Raw genomic sequence first — 21,871 nt, forward strand, 5'->3', positions numbered from 1 at the left:
CGGTTTGTCCTCTGCCGTTCGAGGGCGGGCCGTCGCGTGACGCTGCGGGGGCGCCGGCCTTCCACGGGCCGGTGTCCTGCCGGTCTGCTCCTTCCTGGTCCTCGTCGGGATAGGCGCCGGTCGTCAGGTGACGGCCGGGAGGTCGGTGAGTCTGCGCCAGGCCAAGGTGAACGCGTGGGCCCAGGGCCAGCTGCGTTCGATCCGCAGCCACTGGTGGCGGGCGTGGTGCGCGAGGCGGGCGGGCAGGTGGTAGATCCGGAACCGCATCGTGCCGGGCTCGGCGCGCACCAGGTCGTCCTGGTCGTGCAGCGCGAGGAGACGAACCCAGCAGTCCAGGTCGTGGCCGAGGGCGGCGGCGAGCATCCAGCCCTGGTTGACCTGCCACTTCTTCGACGGCAGATTCCGCAGGCCCATCGCCTTGTCTCCGCGCACGCGGTCCTCGACCGTGGCGTGGGAACGGCTGAGCGCGTCGAGCCACTGCGGCTGGTGGGAGCCCGCGATGCCCCACATGTGGCGGATGTTCGTGGCGACGATGCTGTACTTCCAGCCGGTCCGGGTCTCGAACGCGGTGAGCTTCTTGGTCTGGCGTCCGGACGGTTTGACCCGGCGGACCAGCAGCCGCATCCCGTCGGGCCAGCCCGGCCGCTGGTTCAGCCCGGTCAACTCCGCCACCTTGTAGCTTTCGTGGACTGTGCCGTCCTGTTCGAGCAGTGCATCCCACGCCTGCTCGGGCAGCTTTGCGATGGCCTGCTCGTCGTCGGCGGTGATGGTCCAGCCGGTCAGGTAGCGCACCGTGCGGCGGGCGGTGTTCAGCTTCTCCAGGTGCTCCAGCAGCTCATGGGTGGCGCCCGCGCCGTCGACCCGGACCAGGATCTTCGCTCGGGAGCTGTCGGGGATCTGCCCGAGCGCGTCCGCGAGCACCACAAGATGGTCGGCGACCGTGTTCGACCCCGCGTTGCCCTCACGCAGCAGCATGGCCAGCGACTCCTGGGTGTTGGCACACCAGGCCGCCAGCGGGTGGAACCCGAAGCTCTTCTTGAAGGTGGCCGCGGCGCCCTCCTTCTTCGAGGACGCGGTGATGATCGTGGCGTCGATGTCGATCACGATCCAGCCGGTCAGCACCTTGCCGGCCACCGTCAGCCAGGGGAAGCCGCCGGGACGCAGCGCGAGCAGGGCCCACACCCGGCGGCGCACCCGGGATCTGGCCTTGGCAATCCGGCGGCGTGCCTTCTCGTCGAGGCCGGCCAGCAGCCGGTGCACGGTGGAGTCCGAGGCGGCCGGCCCGAAGATCGCCTGGTGGTGGGCCTGGAGCTGCTCGGCCTCCGACAGGTTCACCGCCCCGAGCACGATCGCCGAGGCCAGCCCGAGCAGCACGTGCGCGCGGTCCCGCCAGTTCGCGCTCCCGCCCGCCGGCCACAGCCGCCCCAGCGCGGCGGTCAGCCCGACCCGGTCCGCGACCTGGTGCAGCAGCACCGCCCCGGCATGTCCTATCAGGCCCTTCCCGTCGGCGACCACGGACAGCCGCCGGTCCCACCCGGTACGCTCACTCACCAGAAAGGTGCACCTGACTCTTGCACGGATACGACCTCGACAATCGCATCCTCGCAGGCCATGGGGCACCTTTCGCTAACTCTCAGTCAGACTAGCCCGCCCAGCTGAATACCCGAGGTCGAGTACGGGCCGCAGCCCGATGGCTGCGGCCCGTACCTTTTGCCAGGTGTTGGGGCAGGTAGAGGGCGGTCGATAGCCTTCGGCTGTGAGTAAATGTCCGACTCCCGCTGCGGGTGGCCACGGCCCGGCCAGGGGAACTGCTGGGTATGCCGAGACGGCGGATGCGCTGGCGGTTCAGTATGAGGAAGTCACCTTCGAAGAGGTCCACTGTGATGTGCTGCAGTTCGTTCCTGCCGAGCCCGGCCGCGTCCTGGATGTGGGGGCAGGGACCGGGCGCGATGCCGCCGCGCTGGCAGCCCGTGGACACAGCGTTGTGGCTGTCGAGCCGACCGCCGAGCTTCGGGCACATGGACGGCGTCTTCATGCAGGCAGCGGGATCGATTGGGTTGATGACGCTCTTCCAGACCTGATGCTTAGCCAGCACCCGGGCCGGTTCGAGGCGATCTTCGCAACCGCAGTGTGGATGCATCTGGATAGCGACGAGCGTCACCGTGCGATGGCCAGGATCGCGACGTTGCTGATGCCGGGCGGCCGGTTCTTTGTGGATCTGCGTCACGGCCCTGTTCCCGATGGTCGCTGCATGTTCCACGTAACCGCCTCTGAGACAGTTGAGTTGGGCGATACGTATGGGCTGCGCACGGTCCACCGCAGCGAGCGCCCCGACCTTCACGGCCGTGACGGTGTCCGGTGGAGCTGTCTAGTCCTGCAGACGAACAGCTTCGACAACGCGCCGGACTGAGCAAGAACCCCTGGCGCTGGTGTTCTGTGCTCATCGGGTCCGTCGCCGCTGCAGCAATACCGGGTTGGTCAACTCGGCGGCCGCGACATCGGGAGTCCCCAGCTTGGCAATCTGACGCTCCAGAGCCCGGACATTCTCCGCGTTGTTGACGGTGGCCACCCCTTGCACGGTGACAGCCAGAGGATCGGCGACGAGAGATGCTCGCCGCTCACGGAGTACCTCCAGGGCAACGTCTCGAATGTCATGAAGCCGCGCATATCGCGCATCGAGATCCTGTCGGGTTACCTCTCCGAGTTCGGAGCGAAGATAGGCGAAGTCGTCATCACTAAGTGCGTTGTGGCAAAGGGAGTCTCTGTTCGATGAGCAGGGGTTTCTTCGTGTGCGGGGCATGTTCGCGGAGGGGTAGGGGCAGGCAGCGGACGGCTTGTTGTGGATCGAGGAGGGCGCGATGCCGTCGGTGCTGGGGTTGATGGAACGGCGTGAGGCTCGGGCGAGGCAGGAGCTGGAGTCCTGGACGGAGGTCCTGGAGCAGGCTCAGGCGGAGGTGGATGCTGCGCGAGAGCGAGTCGAGCGGGCCCGTGTGGGGCGTGAGGAGCTCGTGTCGGTGCTGGCCGAGGAGAGTGCGGTGAATACGCCGGCTTCCGTGGCGTCTGGTGGTGAGGCGGCTGCCGTGATGGGTTCGAGCGGCTCCGACGCGGTGCATGGCGAGCGGCCGCCGGTGTGGCGGTCGGGCATGGGCGAGGAGGTGCTCAGCGGCCTGTATCGGGAGGTGTTCGCCGCGGTGGTGGCCGCTTCGGGGCCGGTGAGCGGGGTGGAGTTGACGCGCGTGGTGGGCCGTGAGGCGGAGATCAAGAACGAGGTGGAGAAGATCCGTCACCGTGCCTACGCGCTGGAGAAGCGGGGCTGGCTGGTGCGGGAGAAGAATGGACGGTTCATGCCTGTGCCCGGGGCCGTCGGCCGGGACGCTTCTCCGGCCAGCGCGGGGCATCGCCGGCCACCTGGCGCGACAGCCTGATCGTGGCTGCCCACCACACCATCTGCTGGTGGTGATCGGGGCGGCGTTCGTGGTCGCGGTTGAGGCGGCGTGAGCGGGAGAGCCAGCTCAGCGTTCGTTCCACGACCCATCTGCGGGCCAGTACGACAAATCCGCGGTGTCCGTCGGATCGGCGCACGACCTCGATCCGGACTCCGTGACGGGCGAACGCCTTGGCCAGGGCCGAGCCCTGGTAGGCGCTGTCGACCCACACCAGTTTCAGCAGCCGACCCGGGTGGTCCATGAACGTCTCCAGCAGGGCGGGGGCGGCCTTGGAGTCGTGGACATCGGCCGTGGTCACGGTCACCTCCAGGAGCAGACCCTCGGTATCGGTCAGGATGTGACGCTTGCGCCCATCACGTGACTTGCCGCCGTCGTATCCGCGACTGTCCTCGCCGACGGTCTCGGAGGCGTCCACCGACTGACTGTCGATGACTCCCGCGCTGGGCTCGGCGTTGCGGCCTGAACGTTCCCTCGCCGAACGTCGCAGGCGTTCGTACAGCTCACGCGCGTAGTCGTAGGCCCGCCAGCGGCGGAAGAAGTCGTAGACCGCCCGCCAGTACGGGAAATCGACCGGCAGAGCCGTCCACTTCACGCCGTTGTCGACGAGGTAGCGCACCGCGTCAAGCATCTCGCGGTGGCAAAACGCCTCCGGACGCCCGCCCAGCTTGAGGAGCCACGCCGGCACCGGCATCGCGGCGCGGACCTCGGCCCACTCCGCATCCGTCATGTCACTGGGGTAGCAGCCTGCCCGCCGTCCCGGAGCGATCGAACCGAACCGGTGCACGTAGCAGTCACACCCAAGGGTGACCGCGGTGGACGCATGCACAGAGATACTGCTCAACTGATCAGGCAACGGGCTTCCTTGGTCGTGCTGGTGTCGTAACCGCGTCACTACCAAGGGGCCCGTTCTCTCATGCCCGCGACCGCACCCGAACCTCCGTCCAGATGATCACCCGCTGCCACTCGAACAAGATCCGGTTTGCCACAACGCACTAAGGTGCAAGCTGCTGCCGCCTTCACGGAGCGGTGGGCGAGCGGCGAGGGAGGCGCTTGCCCACAGGGGTCACCTACCTGATCGGGAACGCCGTGTTGTACGGGGACGTGGGGTCTCCGCATCGGTGGGTTCTGCTGCCCTGCTCTTCTCCGCCTCAGCAAGTTCGGGGACTACGGCCTGGTCCACCTCGTCATCGCTCCACGCGGACGGATGGGTGATCTGATCTGCAAGAGCAGAGTCCGAGACCATGGTTCCGGCTTTGAGAACCACCGTGCCGTGCGTCGTCGGATCAGCGACGAAGACCGTCTCTGCCAGACGGCGGCCGGCAGGAAGCCTTGATGCGGCTTCGCTCATGTCACAGCACCTTCGCCGTGACGTGGATGTCGGGGACATACAGCACGGGCATGGCGACCGCGGAGCCCTTCGTCCAGACCTGGACCGGGTCGTCCTGGTGGCCGGCGGTGATGACGATGCCGGGGGCGTCCTCGCGGGTGATGGCCGGGTTGGTACCGGAGGTGAGTACCAGGGACTCGGCGGTGATGCCGTACTGGGTCTCCGCCCAGGACTCCGGGTTCGGCGGCAGCAGGATCCAGCGGTCTTCCGGGATCACGCGCTGGTAGGTGTCGTCGACGGAGATCTGCACGTCGTAGACGGTGATCGGCGGGAGGTTGTAGCGGGCGCGGACGACCTCGACCTCGTTGGGGGCGAGGACCGCGGTCGGGGTGGTGGAGCCGTTGACGCTGCCGTAGTACGCCGCGCGGTACGCGTCGTTCGCAGCCAGGGTCGCGCGGGCCTTGTACGAGGTGATGACGCGGGCCGGGAGCGGGGCGCCGATGGAACGGAGGTACTCGATCCAGCGTAGTTCGTCGGCGATGGGGTCGCTGGTCGGATCGGACCAGGGCTTGGCGGCCGTCGGCATGTTGGCGGCCGGCACGGCGAAGTCGGCCTCCAGGGTGAGGCCGTTCTCGCCGTTGAGGCTGAACTTGCCGTCGATGAGGAGGTCGCCGGCGGCGAGCTCCATGCGGTTGTGGATGGACTCGACGTGGCGCTCGATGTCGTCGTAGAGCAGCTCGATGAACTCGGAGGCGTCGGCGCCGCGGGAGGTGTCGAGGAGGATCTGCTCCAGTTCGCCGACGATCAGCTTCTGACCGAGGGGCGGCAGCATGCCCTCGGTGATGATCTTCTCGGCCTGGCGGCGGGCGACAGCGGTCTCGGCGTCGTACGCGCGGAACTTCGCCGCGTTCACGCGACGTTTACTGCTCTTGATGCGGAACTTGACGGAGTTCAGGCGCCGTTCGGGCATGACCGTGCGAGTCAGCTCGAAGTCGGCCGGGGTGGTCATGGTGCGGGCGAAGGCGTTGAGGTCAGCCGCGTCGATGTCGCGCAGCAGGGTGTCGAGCATGGTGGGCGGGGCTCCTCAGCAGGTCGCGGGCGTCAGACGAAGTGGATCTGTGCCGTCGAAGCGGCGATGGCGGCCGGGTCGAGTCCGCCGGGTACGTGGGCGGCGGCGATCACGCCGTGCCAGAGCAGGGCCGCGCCGGCACGTCCGCTACCCGGGGCGAAGGCGACGTCCGTGAGGAGGACGCCGGTGAAGGCGGCGCGGCCGTCGGTGGCCGCTGCGTCCCACGGCCCGTACAGGCCGGTCGCGGTCAGCCGGCCCAGCGGGATGCCGGCCCTCATGACGTTGCGGGGCTGTCCGGGGGCGGGTGGGGTGTAGTGGGTGTCCTGGGTGAAGAGAGTGGTGTCCAGGGTGATGGTGAGCGGGGTGTCGAGTCCGTGCCGGGACGCCAACCAGGGGCGGTCGGCGGTAGCGGACTCGGAGTAGGTGGTCAGCTGAAGATCCACGCCAGGTTCCTCCGGGCAGGCCATGTGGCGGCGAGTCTGTACGGACACCGGGCGGTGCCGTCGTCCGCGGGGATGGGGGCGGGGCGCGGTCCCCGAAGGCGTGCCGGGGTCAGGAGCTCTTGAGGTGGCCGCGGCGGCGGGCGATGTCCAGGCCGAGCTGGCCCGGGCGGGCCGGAGTTCCGCCCGAGCGACCGGGAATGTTGGAGGGGCTGCCCGAGGGCGGGGTCGTGGGTGGCTGCGGAGCCCGCTGGCCGAAGAGTTCCGGGCGGCGCTCCTTCAGCTCGTCGGCGGCCCGGGCCAGTGCGGTGTCGTCCGCATCCGGGTCGACGAGGCGGCCGAGCAGGACGACGGCGTCCTCCAGTTCGGTGCCGGTGGCGCCCAGACCGACGAGCACGGCGCGGCGTGCGGCGTCTCGTTCCCGGGCAACGGCCGCGGCCTCGCGTTCCTGCGCCTGCCGCTCGCGTTCCGCGGCGGTCTGCTCCCGGCGCTCCGCCTCCGAGAGACGGGCCTGCTCGGCGTCCTTCTGCTGCTGGTCAGCCTCGCGCTGGGCCTGCACGTACTCGGTCAGGGCCTTCGCCGACTCGAAACCGAGCTGGCTGAGGAGGTCACGTACGCCGGCGCGGCGGCCCTGGTCCTTCTCGCGGGCGAAGCGGCGGGACAGCTCCTCCTGCGGGATGGTCACAGTCGCTGTGTCGGTGCTCTCCGGTGTCGTCTCCCCGGTAGGTGAGTTCCCAGGGTCGTCGGGGGAAGCGCCGAGGATCGGGAAGATGGGGCGGCCGTCGCGGCGGTAGCCGAGCGGTGCGAGCGGCAGCGGCGGTCGTGTTCGTACGGTCATGGGCAGACTCCTTGCCCAGACGCCCCCGCGTCGGGCGGAGTCTAACCTTCACCGCGCCGTCGGCGTGAGTGCCTCGTGCTGCGGTGCCGGCCGAGGATCGTGGCGAGGCCATGGCCGACTACATCTCGTTGACGGTCCCGCCAGTTCCGAGCTCCGTCTCGCGCTGCTCCCAGATGCGGGCGACCTCTTCTGCCGCGTCCTCGATGGGGAAGCCGGCGTCCACGAGCATGCGCACTCCGGTCTCCAGGGAGAGGACACCGGCAGTGACACCTTTGACCACCAGGTCGAGGACGCTGGCCTGATCGGTCGGCAGATAGGAGCCGAAAGCGATGGACGCCTGGGGCTGCTGCCCTGACGGCAGCACACCGGCGGCCTGGTAGAGGCGCAGCACCATCTTCAGCAGCAGCGGATACTTGGCCGCCCGCGCGAGCCGCATGGAGCGGACCATGGCGTCCAGCGGACCGAAGCTCAGCTGCATTGCGTAGCCGGAGGCCGCCTGCGAGGCGTCCATAGTGCCGAGCACGCTGGCCGGAAGCCGGGTGACCACGGACAGCCGGTCGCGTAGTCCCTCCACATAGGCGCGGAGTTCGGACAGCTGGGCGGAGGTGTCCACCGTGGTGAGCTGGCCGGTCTCCCCGAGTGGCCAGACCATCCCCGGCTCCACCTGTACCGGCAGTGGCCGGCCCGAAGCACGGTCGACCGGCAGCCGGGCGCCGGAGAGGCCGATGATCGGTGACCCGGTTGTCGCCGAAGCACGCTGACTGTCCGTGTCGGCAGCGCCGAGATCGTCAAGGAGTTGGGTGGCCTTCAGCAGGGTCGACTGGCCGAAGTGCTCGGCGCCGTTGATGGTGTTCGGTACATGGACGATCGGGATGAAGTCGATGTGCAGGTCGAGCCGGTCCAGTACCTCCCCGTCCGCGTTGGTGCGGAACCGGGCCCGGCGCGACGAGAGCGCGTCGATGTCGCCCGCGCGGTCGACCTGCTCCAGGTCCCATTCAGCGTCCGTCAGGTAGCAGGTGACGTTGGCGGGCTGGGCGGACCACGGATACGTGCGGACTGCGGCGGAGTCGGTATCGACCGGCCCGAGCTCGTACGTGACACGGCGCAGCGTGCCCTTCCGGCCCGACGCCGGATCGGTCGGTGTCTCCCACGCCAGGTGGACCCGCGTCGGGTACTCGTCCGCGTCGACCGCGTCATCAGACAACACCGGGAAGTAGAAGCCCGGGTCGATGGTCTTCAGATTCGGGCGTCCCTTCGCCCGCGACCACGCCAGGAGGTACACGGTGTCGCCGAGCAGGACGGCGTTGCGCTCAGCGTGCTGCATCCGCATCCACAGATGCTCGCGCTCTGCCCACTCTCGCAGCAGGGACTCGGCCGCACGTGCCGCCTCGCTGTCGTCCACTCCGCCGACGACGATCTGCTGCGTCTCACCGATGAGGTGCGTCAAGGTCTGGTCCACGATCAGCGCCGGATCCCCGTACTCGCGCCGGTCCGTACCGTCCTCGCCGAGCAGGGCGGCGGCCTGGTTGGTGTCGTACGTGGCGAGCACCGTGTACGCGGTGAGGCGACGAAGATCGGCCTCCGGCACCCAGGATGCGCCGACATGGCCGGGCAGGCGTCCAAGGCGGCCGTCTGCGGCCTGCCGAAACGCCGGCTTGTAGGACAACGCCCCCCAGGTATCGATGATCAAGTCGCGCCACCGTCGCATACACCGCTCCCTGCCGGTCGTCAGAAGTCGGCGGAGCCTAATGGGCGTAGCCCGAGGCATTTCACCTCGATCGGCAATCCACCAGCCGGTCGGGGCGTTGACTGGGCATTCGGCGTGGGGCTGGCGGGAGCACCGCGGCCCGTACCGCGTCCAGCGTCCTGCCGGCCTCGCAGGGTGACGGCCGCTCGCCATTGCTCCGCCTACAGAGGCCCGACAACCCGTTCAGGTCAGCCTTCCCCCCGTCAAACGCCTTACCAGTCAGCACAGTTCGAAGGCGTGATGTCGCCCATGACGCCCAGAAACCGAATGTGGCACCCTGACCAGGTGCGCACTCACGTTCGCATGTAAGTACATGGTCAGACTCACGGGGGCGAGAGCGATGTCGTTCGAAGAGGAATGGGCCAGTCTCAAGGAGGCTGCGCTCGCCCGACGGCAAGCTGCTGCGCAGATGCAACTCAACCAGGCGCCGACGGGTGGTGACCACCCAGAGAGCCCGACGGGCCGGGGCGACGGGTACTCGGTCAACGCAGCGTCGCTCGACGGAAGTTCACACCTGCTCATGGAGATCGCCGGACTCCTCTACGAGGGCCGCATGGACGGCGAGAACGCGACCCAGGCCCGCGCGCCCCGCGCGCACACGGACGTCGCCGCGCAGGTGGACACGCTCGCCCGGTTCGCCAAGGACCAGTACAACGACATGGTCGCGCTGCTCGCATCCCTGTCGACGAAGCTGAGGTCCGCCGGCAACAACTACACGACCGTGGACAAGGGTGTACAGGGCCAGATGAACGCCATGCTGGACTGCGGCCGCTTCGTGCCGCCGGAGAACAGGTGATCCGCTGTGGCATACCGTGACGACGTCCAGTTCCTCGAGGACGCGAACCCGACGCTCATCGATCGCAACGCCGCCGAGTTCCGGCGCCTCCACACACTCATCGAGTCGACCGACGACGCCTTCCGCAAGGCCGGAAAGGTCGAATGGGTGAGCGAGGCCCGCGACCTCTACGTCAGGAGGCTCGGTGAGAGCAAGAGCCTGGCCGATGCGCTCTCGGAAGCCTTTCGCAAGGCCGGCTCCGCGCTGGCCAGGTACGCCGATGCGGTCACCACCGCCAAGGTGCACTACAAGAACGGACAGCACACCGAGGGCAGACTCTCCGAGGTCATGGCCCGTGAAGCTCAGGCCATCACTCCCACCGCGCGGGCAGCAGAGCCCCTGCGGCAGTGGGAGGATCTGCGCGCAAGCACGGGGGTCCTGGACTGGCTCGCCGAAGTGACCGTGGACGTCGACGCGATCCGGGAAGACGCCGAGCGCTACTACAACCAGACCAAGGACCACTACGGTGACGCGCTCCGTGTCGAGTCCGCCGCGCGGGAGCTGTGCGTCGCCGACCTCAGGGCGGCGTACAAGTCGATACCCGACTACCAGGGGACTCTGCCCGACGCGGCCGAGTTCCTGAAGAACCTCGGGCCCCTGCAGAAGGAGGCCCGCGAGGCGAGCGACGACCCGAACACACAGCTGCCGGGCTCCGGGCCCAAGGTCGACGCGATCCCCACCATGGGCCGCGACGTGGTCGTCTCCGAAACGCTCTACCGCATCCAGACGCGCGTGGACGGCCTGCCCGAAGGACAGGGCAACAACTACTGGCTCCCGTCGAACGACGACGAGGGGCGCCGCTCGTACATCTCCGCGAACAAGGAGCTCATCAAGGCCGCCGCCGAGGATTCGGGGCTTCCGCCGGAGATGGTCGCAGGCATCGCCTGGCAGGAGGTCGAAGGCGACCCTGGCCTGCTGGACGACCTGGCCTACGAGGGCCGCAAGATCATTCCAGGCAGTGAGGATCCCGACCGGACCTCCATGGGGCCCATGGCCATCCAGGTGCGACGCGCCGCCGAGGTACTCGGCTACGATCCGCACAATCTCACGGATCTCCAGCGGAGCACCGTGGTGAACGCGATCAAGGATCCGGGCACGAACATCTTCATCGCCTCCGAGTACCTCGCCCAGTTGAAGGCCGAGAGCAGCTTCGCCGACGTACCACCGGAGCAGATGACACGCGCGCAGATGCAGGAGCTGGCCGCCCGCTACAACGGGGGCCCCTATTACGAGACCGACGCAGCCCAGGCATACGGTCGTGGCTTCGACAACAGGCTGGATCAGGCCAAGGAGGCGCTGCGGTGAAGGACGTCACGAGCCCTGCTGCACCAGGGCGCCGCGTGGCCGCAGGGAGGCCCCCCGGCCGGATTGGTTCCGCTGTGTGCGCCGTGGTGCTCTTGGTGGCGCACTTCGTCACGGCGTACCTGCTCCTCCTTGCCTACGCGGCCGAGCCGGCGGGGCCCTGGGACAGGGAGACGGTCTCCCACTCGGGCTTCGCTGCGGGTACGGCGCTGGCGGTGACCGTCGTCGCGGCACTGCTGACCGTGCTGTTCGTGAAGGCGCAGTGGCTGCGACGGTGGTGGTTCGCCGTGCCGATGGTGGCAGTCCTGGCCGCCCTCCTGCGACTGACCGTCCTGGCCCCGGAACTCTGACTCGAACCGCTTGACCGGCACACCGTGCGCGAGGGCGCACCCACAAGGGCACGACGTCCCACCCTGTTGTACGCACTCCTACCGTCGTCCCGTGAGCCGGTGATCGGACGGGGTGGCCGGACGACCCGTATCCCCGGCAAGGAACAGGTCGGTGAGCGCCCAGACGCAGGAGTCGAGGAGGTCCGGGGACTTCTCCTGGACCTCTGAGTGCGTTGTGGCAAAGGGAGTCTCTGTTCGATGAGCAGGGGTTTCTTCGTGTGCGGGGCATGTTCGCGGAGGGGTAGGGGCAGGCAGCGGACGGCTTGTTGTGGATCGAGGAGGGCGCGATGCCGTCGGTGCTGGGGTTGATGGAACGGCGTGAGGCGCGGGCGAGGCAGGAGCTGGAGTCCTGGACGGAGGTCCTGGAGCAGGCTCAGGCGGAGGTGGATGCTGCGCGAGAGCGAGTCGAGCGGGCCCGTGTGGGGCGTGAGGAGCTCGTGTCGGTGCTGGCCGAGGAGAGTGCGGTGAATACGCCGGCTTCCGTGGCGTCTGGTGGTGAGGCGGCTGCCGTGATGGGTTCGAGCGGCTCCGACGCGGTGCATGGCGAGCGGCCGCCGGTGTGGCGGTCGGGCATGGGCGAGGAGGTGCTCAGCGGCCTGTATCGGGAGGTGTTCGCCGCGGTGGTGGCCGCTTCGGGGCCGGTGAGCGGGGTGGAGTTGACGCGCGTGGTGGGCCGTGAGGCGGAGATCAAGAACGAGGTGGAGAAGATCCGTCACCGTGCCTACGCGCTGGAGAAGCGGGGCTGGCTGGTGCGGGAGAAGAATGGACGGTTCATGCCTGTGCCCGGGGCCGTCGGCCGGGACGCTTCTCCGGCCAGCGCGGGGCATCGCCGGCCACCTGGCGCGACAGCCTGATCGTGGCTGCCCACCACACCATCTGCTGGTGGTGATCGGGGCGGCGTTCGTGGTCGCGGTTGAGGCGGCGTGAGCGGGAGAGCCAGCTCAGCGTTCGTTCCACGACCCATCTGCGGGCCAGTACGACAAATCCGCGGTGTCCGTCGGATCGGCGCACGACCTCGATCCGGACTCCGTGACGGGCGAACGCCTTGGCCAGGGCCGAGCCCTGGTAGGCGCTGTCGACCCACACCAGTTTCAGCAGCCGACCCGGGTGGTCCATGAACGTCTCCAGCAGGGCGGGGGCGGCCTTGGAGTCGTGGACATCGGCCGTGGTCACGGTCACCTCCAGGAGCAGACCCTCGGTATCGGTCAGGATGTGACGCTTGCGCCCATCACGTGACTTGCCGCCGTCGTATCCGCGACTGTCCTCGCCGACGGTCTCGGAGGCGTCCACCGACTGACTGTCGATGACTCCCGCGCTGGGCTCGGCGTTGCGGCCTGAACGTTCCCTCGCCGAACGTCGCAGGCGTTCGTACAGCTCACGCGCGTAGTCGTAGGCCCGCCAGCGGCGGAAGAAGTCGTAGACCGCCCGCCAGTACGGGAAATCGACCGGCAGAGCCGTCCACTTCACGCCGTTGTCGACGAGGTAGCGCACCGCGTCAAGCATCTCGCGGTGGCAAAACGCCTCCGGACGCCCGCCCAGCTTGAGGAGCCACGCCGGCACCGGCATCGCGGCGCGGACCTCGGCCCACTCCGCATCCGTCATGTCACTGGGGTAGCAGCCTGCCCGCCGTCCCGGAGCGATCGAACCGAACCGGTGCACGTAGCAGTCACACCCAAGGGTGACCGCGGTGGACGCATGCACAGAGATACTGCTCAACTGATCAGGCAACGGGCTTCCTTGGTCGTGCTGGTGTCGTAACCGCGTCACTACCAAGGGGCCCGTTCTCTCATGCCCGCGACCGCACCCGAACCTCCGTCCAGATGATCACCCGCTGCCACTCGAACAAGATCCGGTTTGCCACAACGCACTGAGGCGCCGACGTACGTCGTCATCTGCTCCTCCAACACCGCGAACGTGCGGGGCGGGCCGGCGTGGGTGATGCGGGACTGCTCGTAGAGCATCGCGACCGGGGCGGCGCGGGCGCGTTTGCCGCGGGTGGCGTGGACGACGCGGCACGGGACGGTGGGGTCGACCTCGGCGAGGAGGGCGGGGAGGTAGTCGCCGCCGTTGTTGGCCTCGATGACCACGCAGTCGGCCTGGTGCTCGTGGTAGAGCGCGGCGGCGCGGCGCATCGCGGCTGTCGGGGTGTGACGGTCCTGTTCGGCGTGGAGGACGTAGCCGCGGGGGCGGCGGTCGCCGTACATCTGCTCCAGCGGGTAGGAGCGGCCGGCCACGGTGAAGGCGGTCAGGTCGGCGGAGTCGGTGGTGGTGACGGCGGGGTCGACGGCGACGACCAGGCGGTCGAGTGGTGGGACCGCAGTGCGGGCGATACGGAAACCCTCTACCTCGAACATCCACTGCTTCCACAGGGCGCCTTCGACGTCTTCGAGGAGGACGCCGTCGAGTTCCTGGCGGCCCAGGCGAGTGCCGCCGTACTCGGAGTCGAGCTCGGCGAGCGCGGCCGGGGAGAGGTTGGCGCGGTTGTCCTCGGTGCGGCCGGTGGTCAGGACCACGGTGGAGCCCGGGCGGCGACCGCGCTCGACGAGGCGTTTGACGTGGGGGAGCGGCTTTGGGGTGGTGGAGATGACGACCTGTGGGGTCGGGGCCTCGCGCAGGCAGAACCACAGCATGTCGTACACCGACTGGGCGGTGTGGCGGTTCCAGGCGGCGTACTCGTCGAGCCAGCCCTTGTCGAAGGCGAAGCCGCGGAGGTTGTCGGGGGTCTCGGCACCGAAGCCGTAGATCGCGGAGCCGTTCTTCATGCGCAGGGTGGTCAGGCCGTTGCCGGGGCTGTAGCGGCGGATGTCCTCGGGCGGGATGACCGCGAGGAGGCCGGACTTGGGGGACTCGAAGCAGATCTCCTTCACGAGCGTGGCGTTCTTCGCGACGACCGCGATCATCGTGCCCGGCGTGCTCGTCCACTCGCGTACGGCCTCGGCAGCGGATTTCGTCTTCCCCCAGCCTCGGCCCGTCAGCATCATCCAGGCTGCCCAGGCCCCCTGCGGGCGTTGGGCGGCGCGGGCGTGGTGGTGCAACCAGCCCTCGTGGGGCAGGCCGTCGCAGCCGGGGCGGTCGCAGGCCCAGCGGCGCGACGAGGCGGCGTCGGCCTCGATCAGCGCGGTGATCTCTGCGTGCAGCTCGGCGTCAGACATGCCGGCCGGGTCCGGAAGCGGGCCCGTCGGGTCCAGGGTCACGATGGCTCACCGCCCAGGGTGCCGATGCGGGCCTCCAGTTCGCGGCGCAGCTGCTCCATGCGGGCGCGGCGTTCCTCGTCCGTCAGGCCGGTGACGTCCGCCATCTGCGGGCCGGTGAACGTCGAGGGGACGTCGGCGAGGTCCATGCCGTACGCCTGGCGCTCGATGCGGATCGTGACCTCCAGCCAGCGGATCACGTCCGACGGGCTCAGCCGCGAGGGGTCGAGCTGCTGGAGCTGGGCCACGATCTTCGACTGGGCAGCGGACGCGAGGCGGGCGTGCCGGCGCGCGACCTCGCAGGCGGCCTGGTGCCGCTCGGCTCGCCAGAGCCGGTCCTGCTCCCGGTCCCACGCCTCGGCGCGCAGCACCCAGCGGTGGGACGTCGACCAGCGCTCGATCAGTGTGCGGGACTTCGCCAGCCGTTCCGCGACCTTGCCGATGCTGCGGGACAGGCCGAGGTCTCGGTAGCAGGCAAACGCCTCCCACGCGGCGGACGATTCGCCCGACTGCCGCTCCCATGCCTCGGCGCTGTCCGCCATCCGATCGTCGTGCTCCTACCTGGTGTCTTGCGTCCTCTCGTACGCGGCGAGTTCCTCTGCGGTGCCAATGAAGGCTGGGCCGCAGCCCGGAGGCAGCCGCTCGATAACCATGGCCACGGCCTCCTGCGCGGTGCTCGTGTCCCCGATCCACTCCGTGTCGTAGGGGCCGGCCTTCGGTTGCTCAACCCGATACCCGCCGACGCTGCGCCCGTAGACCAAGGGAATGTCCATGGTGAAGCGGGAGGCCGTGCACCGGCTGAAGCCGAGCCGCCAATGGCTCGTCCAGGGGTACAGCTGCCTGAGCAGCGGCTCCGCGTACGCTGCACGCACCAGCGTCAGGAACGGCTCAAGGGGAGGCGCTCCCGCGGGAAGTTCGGGCTCACCCGCGGTCGTTAGGAGTCTGTGCCACTGCGCTTCCACGATGTCGGTCATCCGGTCATTCTGCGGAGCGTCGGATCACGGAGCCCCAGGTGTTCCAGGAGGTCACGGCATTCGCCCCGGTCGGATGCGCGGGCGGCGACCTGGAGGGCGGCCTTGCGGCGTACGGAGTCGGGCAGGGGGGTGACGGAGACCGTGCGCTCCCACGACGAGGAGTCCTTGGCCAGGTTCACTGTGCGGTCCCTTCAGTCACATCGTCGGGTTCGAGGTCGCCGTCGAGGAGGCGGGCGAGCTGGTCGGCGAGGCGGAACGGTTCGTCGGCGAGATGCTCGGTCAGTGCGCGGGCCAGGCCGGTGGCGGTGCGGTGGACCGTGGTCAGGTGGTCGATCTCGGCGTGGAGCTGGTTCAGCTCCTCCGTGGGTGAGCCGCTCATGGGGTGGGTCTCCGGAAGTTCGGCGGGAGGACGGCACGCTGGCGCTCGGGGCCGAGCACTCGCAGCACGCTGTGCAGATCGCGAGGCCGCCAGACGGCGACCTCGAAGCCGCTGTCGGCCAGGTGGGCGAGCCACTCGCGCTGGGCAGGGCGGAGCCGGCCGGTGTCGGTCTTGAACTCGACGAACAGCGTGCGGCGCTGTCCGAGGTGCCCGAAGACCTCGTCGGGCCAGCCCGCGTCGGAGCGTCGGGAGTCTGCCGTGTGGTACTGCAGCCGCCAGCCGTACCGAGCGGCGATCTCACGGACCTTGCGTCGCCACTGCTCCTCGCTCGTGCCGGTCACTGGCTCCGCCCGGTCGGCGGCCACCGGGAAACGCTCGGCCTCCAGCCGGTCCAGCGGCCCGTACCGTTCGGCGAGCAGCTTGCGGTACAGCTCCCCGCTCACGGCGTACCGTCCAGCAGCCGGTAGCCGGTGCTCGTCGGCCGCATCCGCTCCAGCGCGATCCGGGTCCACTGCCTGGTCCGGCCGCCGGGTGTAGCGGAAGTGAGGACCGTGCAGTACGCGTACCGGACGTCGACACGGTCGACGCGTACAGTGCGGCCTTCGCTGCGCTTGTCGTTGTCGGCCCACACCTGGCCGACCCGCACGTCGGGCTGGGTCACGCCGCACCTGCCAGGTAGTCGGCGGCCCACAGCTCCAGGGCCCGCCACCGCTGCCCCGTCTCGATGTCGCCGTCCCGCTCCATTCGGTCGATGGCCCGCTGGACGACGGCCGCGGCGTCGGCCGGCATGGTGCGGGTGGCCAGCACCGTCTCGATCGGGGCGGTGCCCTTGCGGGTGACGGTCTGCTCGTCCGGGTCGTACCAGCCCTCGGCGAGTTCGCCGAGGTGCCGCTCCACGACCGCGAGGATGATCGCGAACGCGGCGGCGACGTTGCCGATGTTGTGCGCGCCCTTCGTCGTGTCGAGGGTGTCCAGCACGCTGTCGTACTGGTCGATGTGGGTCAGCCAGCGGGCGTCGGCGGACGCCGCCTTCCGGGCCGCTTCCAGGGCCTTCTCCGCGGCCTCCTTCTCGTCCGGCAGGAAGACGATCTGCACGGTCGCGAAGTCCAGGTTCGCCTCCGCGAGACTCGGCACGGTGACCTCGTCGAGGAGTTCGAGGGTCTTGTCGTCAAGGCCGGAGTACAGGCGCATGGAGACGTCCTCCAGCTCCTCGTACAGGGCCTTGAGGGTGGCCGGGTCGTCCTCGCCGGCAATCGCGTTGTGGGCGAGCTGGAGCGCGATCTGCCGCTGCCGGGGGAGCGGTTCGGTGATCTCCATCCACCAGATGCGCTCCAGGCCGGCCTCGATCGCCGCCTTGGTGCGGTGGTTGCCCGACAGCACGATGCGGCGGCCGGTCTCCGCGTCGTTCCACACCAGCGGCGTCGAGGTCAGCGCGCCGTCGTCACGGATGTTCGCGACGAGGCGCTGGAACTGCTCGTGACGCATGAACCGAGCGTTGATGTCCAGCAGCGTCAGCTCGCGCGGGTCGCCCTCCACCATGCGGGGCTTGAGTGGATCGCTCAACGGGGTTCCCCCTCCTTCTGTCCGTGCTTGCTCCTCCACTGCGCGAACCCTTCGGCCAGCGACCAGCGGCCCAGCTCGGAGCCGTAGTCGAGCTGGTAGCGGTAGGCGGGATCGGTGGAGTCCTTGCGCGAGTTCAGGCGCAGCAGCCCGCGGTACTTCATCGACACCGGCCGCTGCGTGAACGCCGTCGTGTTCAGCCGGGTCAGGCGGGTGTTCATGGCGCGCTGCGCGAGGAACTGCGCCTCGGTCGACAGCGCCGCGTACAGCACGAGCTTGGCCAGCCGCCCGTACGACGTCGGCGCGACCGGGAAGTCGGAGAGCAGGTACACGTTGTGCGGGTCGTACTTCGGCGTCGAGTACGCGAACGCGCCCACCACGACGCCGTCGACCAGGACCGCGAGCGCCATCGTCGGCGCGCCCGGACGGATGTTGTGGTTCATGTACTGCGACCGCAGCGTCGCGAACTGCCCCATCGTCAGCGGCGCGAGGGTCAGTGTCCCGCCGAGCTCCCGGCCCGGTACGAGCCGCGGTGCGCGCACCGGCTCCAGCCGCTGGTTCGGGCGTACGATCCGCGAGCGCGGGACCGACGCGTAGACGTTGATCGGCAGCCCGCGGTTGGCGGTCTGCACCTGACCGCGCAGGTGGTCACGCAGCTCCTCGACGTCGAAGTGCAGGCCGAGCACCCAGTGCGGCCGGTCGGTGATGCGCTCGATCAGGGTCTGCTTCGCGGCGTCGTCCAGCGTCGGGTACTCCGGCGCCGGCCAGCCCAAGTGTTTGTCCAGGGCCGCGAACTGGCCCTCGTAGTCCCCTGCGTAGAACGGCGGGAAGGCCACGACCGGCGCGTCCGTCGGCACCTGGTCGGCGAGCCACTGGTTCACGTCCATCGGCGCGTACGAGGCGAGCCGCAGCGGCAGCGCCTCGATCTTCTCGACTGTCTTCGCGTGCAGCTGCGGGAACTGCTGCCGGTAGGCGGCCAGCATCCGGCCGTAGTACGGATGGTCCCCGCGCCCGAGCCACTGGAAGAAGCGCGAGCCGAGCAGCACCACTGCGAGCGTTCCGGCCCGTCCGTCCATGTACGGGTCCAGCCAGTCGAGTTCGTACGCCGACTCGGGACGGATCGTGATGGGGAGCTCCTGCCCGGCGAGGTACCAGCCGATTGCCGACGAGTACAGCTGCACGTCGCAGCCGTGGAGCCGGAACCCGGAGTCGTGCAGGACGCGTTCGATGGTGAAGTTGCCCGAGCAGCCGACGTAGATGTCCTCGGCCTGGCCGCGCCAGGTGGTGGCGTGCTCGTGGATGATCGCGCGGAGGTCCGCGGGGATCGAGCCGTGGAACAACGCTGCCTCCCCTGCGCGGATCTGGTTGAGAAGGACGCGGGTCCGGGGGAGCAGGGGGCTGGTCCTGCCGTGCCGGGCCACCAGGGAACCAGGAGGCGCGGGGGACGCCTGGAGGGGGTGGTTCCTTGGCTGGTCGGCTCCGCACCACATGCCCGTGCGGACGCGTCCTCGAGCGCCGGGCCCGACTCGAACGGGCTCCTCCCCACTGGGGGCGGGGCGTGCTGCCAGGTGCACTACCGGCGCGTGGCGGGGCGGATCCGGGAAGATCACCCGCCATCAATCGAACCGTATCAGACGAAGTATTGTCACAACACATGTGGCGGATGCGATCACGCACCCGCCACATGTCTGGAGTCGCGGTCAGGCCCGCGCGCTGGCTGTCACCGGTCCGGCTGGAGCAGGTCCAGCAGGCTCATCGTCCCGATCGGGCACTCCTCTGGGAGCCGCAGCTTCGACTTCGCTCTTCCGGGCCCGGGCTCGAACAGCTCCATCTGTCCCGGAGGCGCCGGCTTCGGCCGTGGCGGAGCCTCGAAGTCCTCCCGTCTCATCTCCGCCCAGTTGGGCCTGCGCTCCTCGGTCACAGCAGCGTCCCTTGCTCGTACCCGGGCCCCAGCGGCCCGAGTTCCCTTACCTTCGCCCCGGTCTTCTCCTGCCACCACGCGGCGAACATCCGCCGGTGGCACCACTGATCCGGCTTTGCCAGGTCCTCGAAGCACAGCAGCACGAGCCGCAGATCCCCGGCCGCGACCGCGATCTCCTGGAACCGCGACGCGAAGAAGTCCACCCCATGCCGGTCCAGTTGGGACACGTACGCCGTCTCGTACGCCGGCCGTGCCGCACCGAAGTAGTCGCGGCTCGGCGCGGCCTCCCGCACCTGGTGCTCCAGTACGTACGGCAACGTCCACCGCGGCGCGCCCAAGGTGATGCGCACCGGCACGCCCATCGACGGCTCGAAGCCCTGGTACCTGTGTGTGAACAGCTCGAACATATTCCTCCCTCATGCTCACGCCGGACTCGCGACACCGCAGAGCGGGCAGTCCGGGTCCGGCTTCTCCTCGTGGCCCTCGTCGTTGTGGGTGTTCTCCCACCCGGCCAGCTCGTAGCAGCCGTCGCACAGCACACCGAGCGCGTCCCGCGAGACGCTGCCGGAGCCGAACACGAGGCAGCCCTCGCCGTCCACCGCGACGCTGCCGTCCGTGCCGCGTACCAGGACGACCCGCAGTCGCCGCCCGCACACCCGGCACGGGATCTTCGTGGCGAGGGCGGGCGCAACCCATTCGCTGCCGGGCGCCAACACTCCAGAGCACAGCAGCGCGGCCGCTTGATCGGGCGACAGCGTGTCGCCCTCGTTCGTGATCGCTAACATTCCCTGTCCTTCCTCGCTCCTGATTCAAAACGAATGATCGTCAAATAACATTCTATCGTCAATTGGCCTCGCTCGCCAATATTGTTTTATCGTCGAGGGGCTGGGGTCCGCCCCACTCGCACCCCACCACCGCCCCATGCCGCCCGCGCGTCGCCCGGGCCTTCGGAGACGCGAAACAGCCGGGACCCGCCTCGGGGTCCCGGCTGTCGCGCACGGTCGAACGTCAGCTCAGGCCGCGGCCTCAAGCTCCGTCTCCGAGGGCTCCTCGGCGGCGGCCTCGGCGATCTCGGTCTCGCTCGGCTCCTGCTCGGCCTCGGCGTCCTCCGCCTCGGGCTCGACCTTCAGCTCCGGCCGGACCGTCAGCTGCTTCGCCTCGGACATTGCCTTCGCCTTCCGCAGCTTCTTCACCGCCTCGGCCGCCGCCTTCCGCACCCGCTCCACCGCGTCCAGCTGCTTGCCCACCTCGCCCTCGAACAGCTCGGCCAGCTCCGTCGGCGTCAGCTTCGCCAGCTCCTCCAGGAGTGTCCCGGCGCGCTCGACCTGGTCCACCTTGGACTTGGCCTGCTTGCGCTCCTTGGCCTTGTCCTCCTTCTCCTTGTCCGACAGCTCCTTCTCGGAGAAGAAGCCCTCCTGGTTCTCCTTCATCCGCAGGGCCTGCGCGAAGGTGGAGGCGTCGGTCTCCGTCCTGAAGTCGCCCTTCATGTACCGGGTGACGGCCACCTTCTGGTTCGCCGGCGTGAGCTTCGACAGGTACCAGGCGAAGTCGGCCTTGATCTTGCCCTCGGCGACGAGTTCCGCGATGTCGGTGGTGAGGTTGAGCAGGTCCATCCGCCACTTCACGTAGTCGGTGGTCTTGCCGAACATCTCCGCGATGCGCTCCGCCTGGTATCCGAACCCGACCAGGTCCGCGTACGCCTGGGCCTCCTCCATGAGGGTCATGTCCGCGCGGCCGATGTTCTCGGAGATGCCCATGATGAACGCGTTCTCGTCGTCGACGCTCGAGACGACCTTGGCCTCGATGGTGGTGGCGCCCTCCACCAGGTGCATGGCCCGCCAGCGACGCTCGCCCATCACGATCTGGAACGTGTCGCCGGCCGGGCGGACCACGATCGGCTGGAGCTGGCCGACCGAGCGGAACTGGGCTGCCAGCTCCTCCAGCTTGGTCTCGTCGAAGAACTTGCGGGGCTGGTCCGGGTTGGGCTCGATGTCCGCGAGCGGGATCGCGATGACCTCGATGTTCGCCTCGCTGACGTTCATGTCGCTGACTCCTCGCACTCTCGGTCTCGCAGGATGGTTTCCTGTGAGGTGATGACTAAATACTATGATCAATCGATCTTGACCGTCAAGTGTCGTTTGTCGCGGATCGCCAGGGAATGCCTCGTGCGCGATGGGACTTGAACCGAGTGAGCCCCGCCCGCCTGCAGTGGACGGTCGGGGCTCACGGGTAAATGGACTTGCTTAGGCGTCTCTACTCTTCCTCGACACATGTTGACCCCAAATCTTCAGGGTCGAATTCGACGTCGGCCCCCATCAGTACCTTGAGGATCTCCTCGTCGAGCCAGCCGCCCTTGCCCAGCGGATCGGCGTCCGCTGTCCGGTCCATGTCACCCTCGCCGGTCCGTCTACCCGTCTGCGACGAGTCGCGCCGGTTCATGCTCCTCCCCTGAG

Annotated in this window: 30 protein-coding genes and 1 tRNA gene; 7 read left to right on the forward strand and 24 right to left on the reverse strand. The window is 68.9% G+C overall.

The annotated features are described in order from the left end of the window. Positions 1-123: 123 nt before the first annotated feature. Entirely contained in the window at positions 124-1,551 is a 1,428-nt protein-coding gene (locus OG393_RS18695; RefSeq protein ID WP_327375813.1) for an IS1380 family transposase, read from the reverse strand. Between the two features lie 205 nt (positions 1,552-1,756). Between OG393_RS18695 and OG393_RS18700 the strand changes: the two genes are divergently transcribed. Then, entirely contained in the window at positions 1,757-2,410 is a 654-nt protein-coding gene (locus tag OG393_RS18700) for a class I SAM-dependent methyltransferase (protein ID WP_327375814.1), read from the forward strand. Positions 2,411-2,440: 30 nt separating this feature from the next. Here the strand turns inward: OG393_RS18700 and OG393_RS18705 are convergent, their stop codons facing one another. Continuing rightward, complete coding sequence (locus OG393_RS18705) at positions 2,441-2,569, reverse strand: hypothetical protein (protein ID WP_327375815.1); 129 nt, start codon at positions 2,567-2,569, stop codon at positions 2,441-2,443. Between the two features lie 3 nt (positions 2,570-2,572). Here OG393_RS18705 and OG393_RS18710 point away from each other — a divergent pair, with 3 nt between their 5' ends. Continuing rightward, entirely contained in the window at positions 2,573-2,773 is a 201-nt protein-coding gene (locus OG393_RS18710) for a hypothetical protein (RefSeq protein WP_327375816.1), read from the forward strand. A gap of 85 nt (positions 2,774-2,858) precedes the next feature. Then, positions 2,859-3,425 (forward strand): hypothetical protein, encoded by a 567-nt coding sequence (locus tag OG393_RS18715; protein WP_327373031.1) that lies wholly within the window; start codon positions 2,859-2,861, stop codon positions 3,423-3,425. On the opposite strand, the gene OG393_RS18720 is transcribed toward OG393_RS18715, so the two are convergent. The 6 genes from OG393_RS18720 to OG393_RS18745 form a co-directional block, all read right to left on the reverse strand. Next, positions 3,343-4,173, reverse strand: coding sequence for an IS5 family transposase (locus OG393_RS18720; RefSeq protein WP_327372459.1), 831 nt, complete (start codon positions 4,171-4,173; stop codon positions 3,343-3,345). The two genes, OG393_RS18715 and OG393_RS18720, sit on opposite strands and share 83 nt — an antisense overlap. Before the next feature lie 336 nt (positions 4,174-4,509). Beyond that, positions 4,510-4,794, reverse strand: coding sequence for a hypothetical protein (locus OG393_RS18725; RefSeq protein ID WP_327375817.1), 285 nt, complete (start codon positions 4,792-4,794; stop codon positions 4,510-4,512). 1 nt (position 4,795) lies between these two features. Beyond that, positions 4,796-5,842: a major capsid protein gene (locus tag OG393_RS18730; protein ID WP_327375818.1), complete on the reverse strand. Its 1,047-nt coding sequence runs from the start codon at positions 5,840-5,842 to the stop codon at positions 4,796-4,798. A gap of 32 nt (positions 5,843-5,874) precedes the next feature. Beyond that, positions 5,875-6,285 carry a head decoration protein gene (locus OG393_RS18735; RefSeq protein WP_327375819.1) on the reverse strand — a complete coding sequence of 137 codons (411 nt, stop codon included), beginning with the start codon at positions 6,283-6,285 and terminating at the stop codon, positions 5,875-5,877. A gap of 109 nt (positions 6,286-6,394) precedes the next feature. Beyond that, positions 6,395-7,120 carry a hypothetical protein gene (locus OG393_RS18740; protein WP_327375820.1) on the reverse strand — a complete coding sequence of 242 codons (726 nt, stop codon included), beginning with the start codon at positions 7,118-7,120 and terminating at the stop codon, positions 6,395-6,397. 118 nt (positions 7,121-7,238) lie between these two features. Further along, complete coding sequence (locus OG393_RS18745; RefSeq protein ID WP_327375821.1) at positions 7,239-8,828, reverse strand: hypothetical protein; 1,590 nt, start codon at positions 8,826-8,828, stop codon at positions 7,239-7,241. 379 nt (positions 8,829-9,207) lie between these two features. Here OG393_RS18745 and OG393_RS18750 point away from each other — a divergent pair, with 379 nt between their 5' ends. From OG393_RS18750 to OG393_RS18765, 4 genes are all read left to right on the forward strand, one after another. After that, positions 9,208-9,663 (forward strand): hypothetical protein, encoded by a 456-nt coding sequence (locus tag OG393_RS18750; RefSeq protein WP_327375822.1) that lies wholly within the window; start codon positions 9,208-9,210, stop codon positions 9,661-9,663. Between the two features lie 6 nt (positions 9,664-9,669). Beyond that, positions 9,670-11,007, forward strand: coding sequence for a hypothetical protein (locus OG393_RS18755; protein ID WP_327375823.1), 1,338 nt, complete (start codon positions 9,670-9,672; stop codon positions 11,005-11,007). A gap of 95 nt (positions 11,008-11,102) precedes the next feature. Further along, positions 11,103-11,354 carry a hypothetical protein gene (locus OG393_RS18760; protein ID WP_327375824.1) on the forward strand — a complete coding sequence of 84 codons (252 nt, stop codon included), beginning with the start codon at positions 11,103-11,105 and terminating at the stop codon, positions 11,352-11,354. Between the two features lie 326 nt (positions 11,355-11,680). Further along, positions 11,681-12,247 (forward strand): hypothetical protein, encoded by a 567-nt coding sequence (locus OG393_RS18765; RefSeq protein WP_327373031.1) that lies wholly within the window; start codon positions 11,681-11,683, stop codon positions 12,245-12,247. Here the strand turns inward: OG393_RS18765 and OG393_RS18770 are convergent. The 16 genes from OG393_RS18770 to OG393_RS18845 all read right to left on the reverse strand — a co-directional run bounded on the left by OG393_RS18770 (position 12,165) and on the right by OG393_RS18845 (position 21,857). Then, complete coding sequence (locus tag OG393_RS18770; protein ID WP_327372459.1) at positions 12,165-12,995, reverse strand: IS5 family transposase; 831 nt, start codon at positions 12,993-12,995, stop codon at positions 12,165-12,167. The two genes, OG393_RS18765 and OG393_RS18770, sit on opposite strands and share 83 nt — an antisense overlap. A gap of 164 nt (positions 12,996-13,159) precedes the next feature. Then, on the reverse strand, positions 13,160-14,545 hold the full coding sequence (locus OG393_RS18775; protein WP_327375825.1) for a terminase large subunit domain-containing protein: 1,386 nt from the start codon (positions 14,543-14,545) through the stop codon (positions 13,160-13,162). A 38-nt stretch (positions 14,546-14,583) separates the two neighbouring features. Then, positions 14,584-15,126: a hypothetical protein gene (locus tag OG393_RS18780; protein ID WP_327375826.1), complete on the reverse strand. Its 543-nt coding sequence runs from the start codon at positions 15,124-15,126 to the stop codon at positions 14,584-14,586. 15 nt (positions 15,127-15,141) lie between these two features. Continuing rightward, positions 15,142-15,558 carry a DUF6193 family natural product biosynthesis protein gene (locus tag OG393_RS18785; protein ID WP_327375827.1) on the reverse strand — a complete coding sequence of 139 codons (417 nt, stop codon included), beginning with the start codon at positions 15,556-15,558 and terminating at the stop codon, positions 15,142-15,144. Next, entirely contained in the window at positions 15,555-15,737 is a 183-nt protein-coding gene (locus tag OG393_RS18790; protein ID WP_327375828.1) for a hypothetical protein, read from the reverse strand. The genes OG393_RS18785 and OG393_RS18790 overlap by 4 nt, the downstream gene beginning before the upstream one ends. After that, positions 15,734-15,937: a hypothetical protein gene (locus OG393_RS18795; RefSeq protein ID WP_327375829.1), complete on the reverse strand. Its 204-nt coding sequence runs from the start codon at positions 15,935-15,937 to the stop codon at positions 15,734-15,736. Before OG393_RS18795 ends, OG393_RS18790 begins: the two co-directional genes overlap by 4 nt. Then, complete coding sequence (locus OG393_RS18800) at positions 15,934-16,380, reverse strand: VRR-NUC domain-containing protein (RefSeq protein ID WP_327375830.1); 447 nt, start codon at positions 16,378-16,380, stop codon at positions 15,934-15,936. The genes OG393_RS18795 and OG393_RS18800 overlap by 4 nt, the downstream gene beginning before the upstream one ends. After that, a complete protein-coding gene (locus tag OG393_RS18805) occupies positions 16,377-16,598 on the reverse strand; it encodes a hypothetical protein (RefSeq protein WP_327375831.1) in 222 nt (73 codons plus the stop codon). Before OG393_RS18805 ends, OG393_RS18800 begins: the two co-directional genes overlap by 4 nt. Next, positions 16,595-17,500, reverse strand: a complete 906-nt coding sequence (locus OG393_RS18810; protein ID WP_327375832.1) for a ParB/Srx family N-terminal domain-containing protein — start codon at positions 17,498-17,500, stop codon at positions 16,595-16,597. The genes OG393_RS18805 and OG393_RS18810 overlap by 4 nt, the downstream gene beginning before the upstream one ends. Next, entirely contained in the window at positions 17,497-18,837 is a 1,341-nt protein-coding gene (locus OG393_RS18815) for a putative antirestriction adenine methyltransferase (RefSeq protein WP_327375833.1), read from the reverse strand. Before OG393_RS18815 ends, OG393_RS18810 begins: the two co-directional genes overlap by 4 nt. A 171-nt stretch (positions 18,838-19,008) precedes the next feature. Then, positions 19,009-19,080, reverse strand: a tRNA-Gly gene (locus tag OG393_RS18820). A gap of 137 nt (positions 19,081-19,217) precedes the next feature. After that, the gene (locus tag OG393_RS18825; protein WP_327375834.1) at positions 19,218-19,418 is read right to left on the reverse strand and encodes a hypothetical protein; all 201 of its coding nucleotides are present in this window, start codon (positions 19,416-19,418) and stop codon (positions 19,218-19,220) included. Continuing rightward, positions 19,415-19,825, reverse strand: a complete 411-nt coding sequence (locus OG393_RS18830; RefSeq protein ID WP_327375835.1) for a hypothetical protein — start codon at positions 19,823-19,825, stop codon at positions 19,415-19,417. The genes OG393_RS18825 and OG393_RS18830 overlap by 4 nt, the downstream gene beginning before the upstream one ends. 15 nt (positions 19,826-19,840) lie before the next feature. Beyond that, positions 19,841-20,203 (reverse strand): hypothetical protein, encoded by a 363-nt coding sequence (locus tag OG393_RS18835; protein ID WP_327375836.1) that lies wholly within the window; start codon positions 20,201-20,203, stop codon positions 19,841-19,843. A gap of 228 nt (positions 20,204-20,431) precedes the next feature. Further along, a complete protein-coding gene (locus tag OG393_RS18840; RefSeq protein ID WP_327375837.1) occupies positions 20,432-21,460 on the reverse strand; it encodes a ParB/RepB/Spo0J family partition protein in 1,029 nt (342 codons plus the stop codon). Between the two features lie 211 nt (positions 21,461-21,671). Continuing rightward, entirely contained in the window at positions 21,672-21,857 is a 186-nt protein-coding gene (locus tag OG393_RS18845; RefSeq protein ID WP_327375838.1) for a hypothetical protein, read from the reverse strand. Between the last annotated feature and the right edge of the window lie 14 nt (positions 21,858-21,871).

Source organism: Streptomyces sp. NBC_01216 (assembly GCF_035994945.1).
GTDB lineage: Bacteria > Actinomycetota > Actinomycetes > Streptomycetales > Streptomycetaceae > Streptomyces.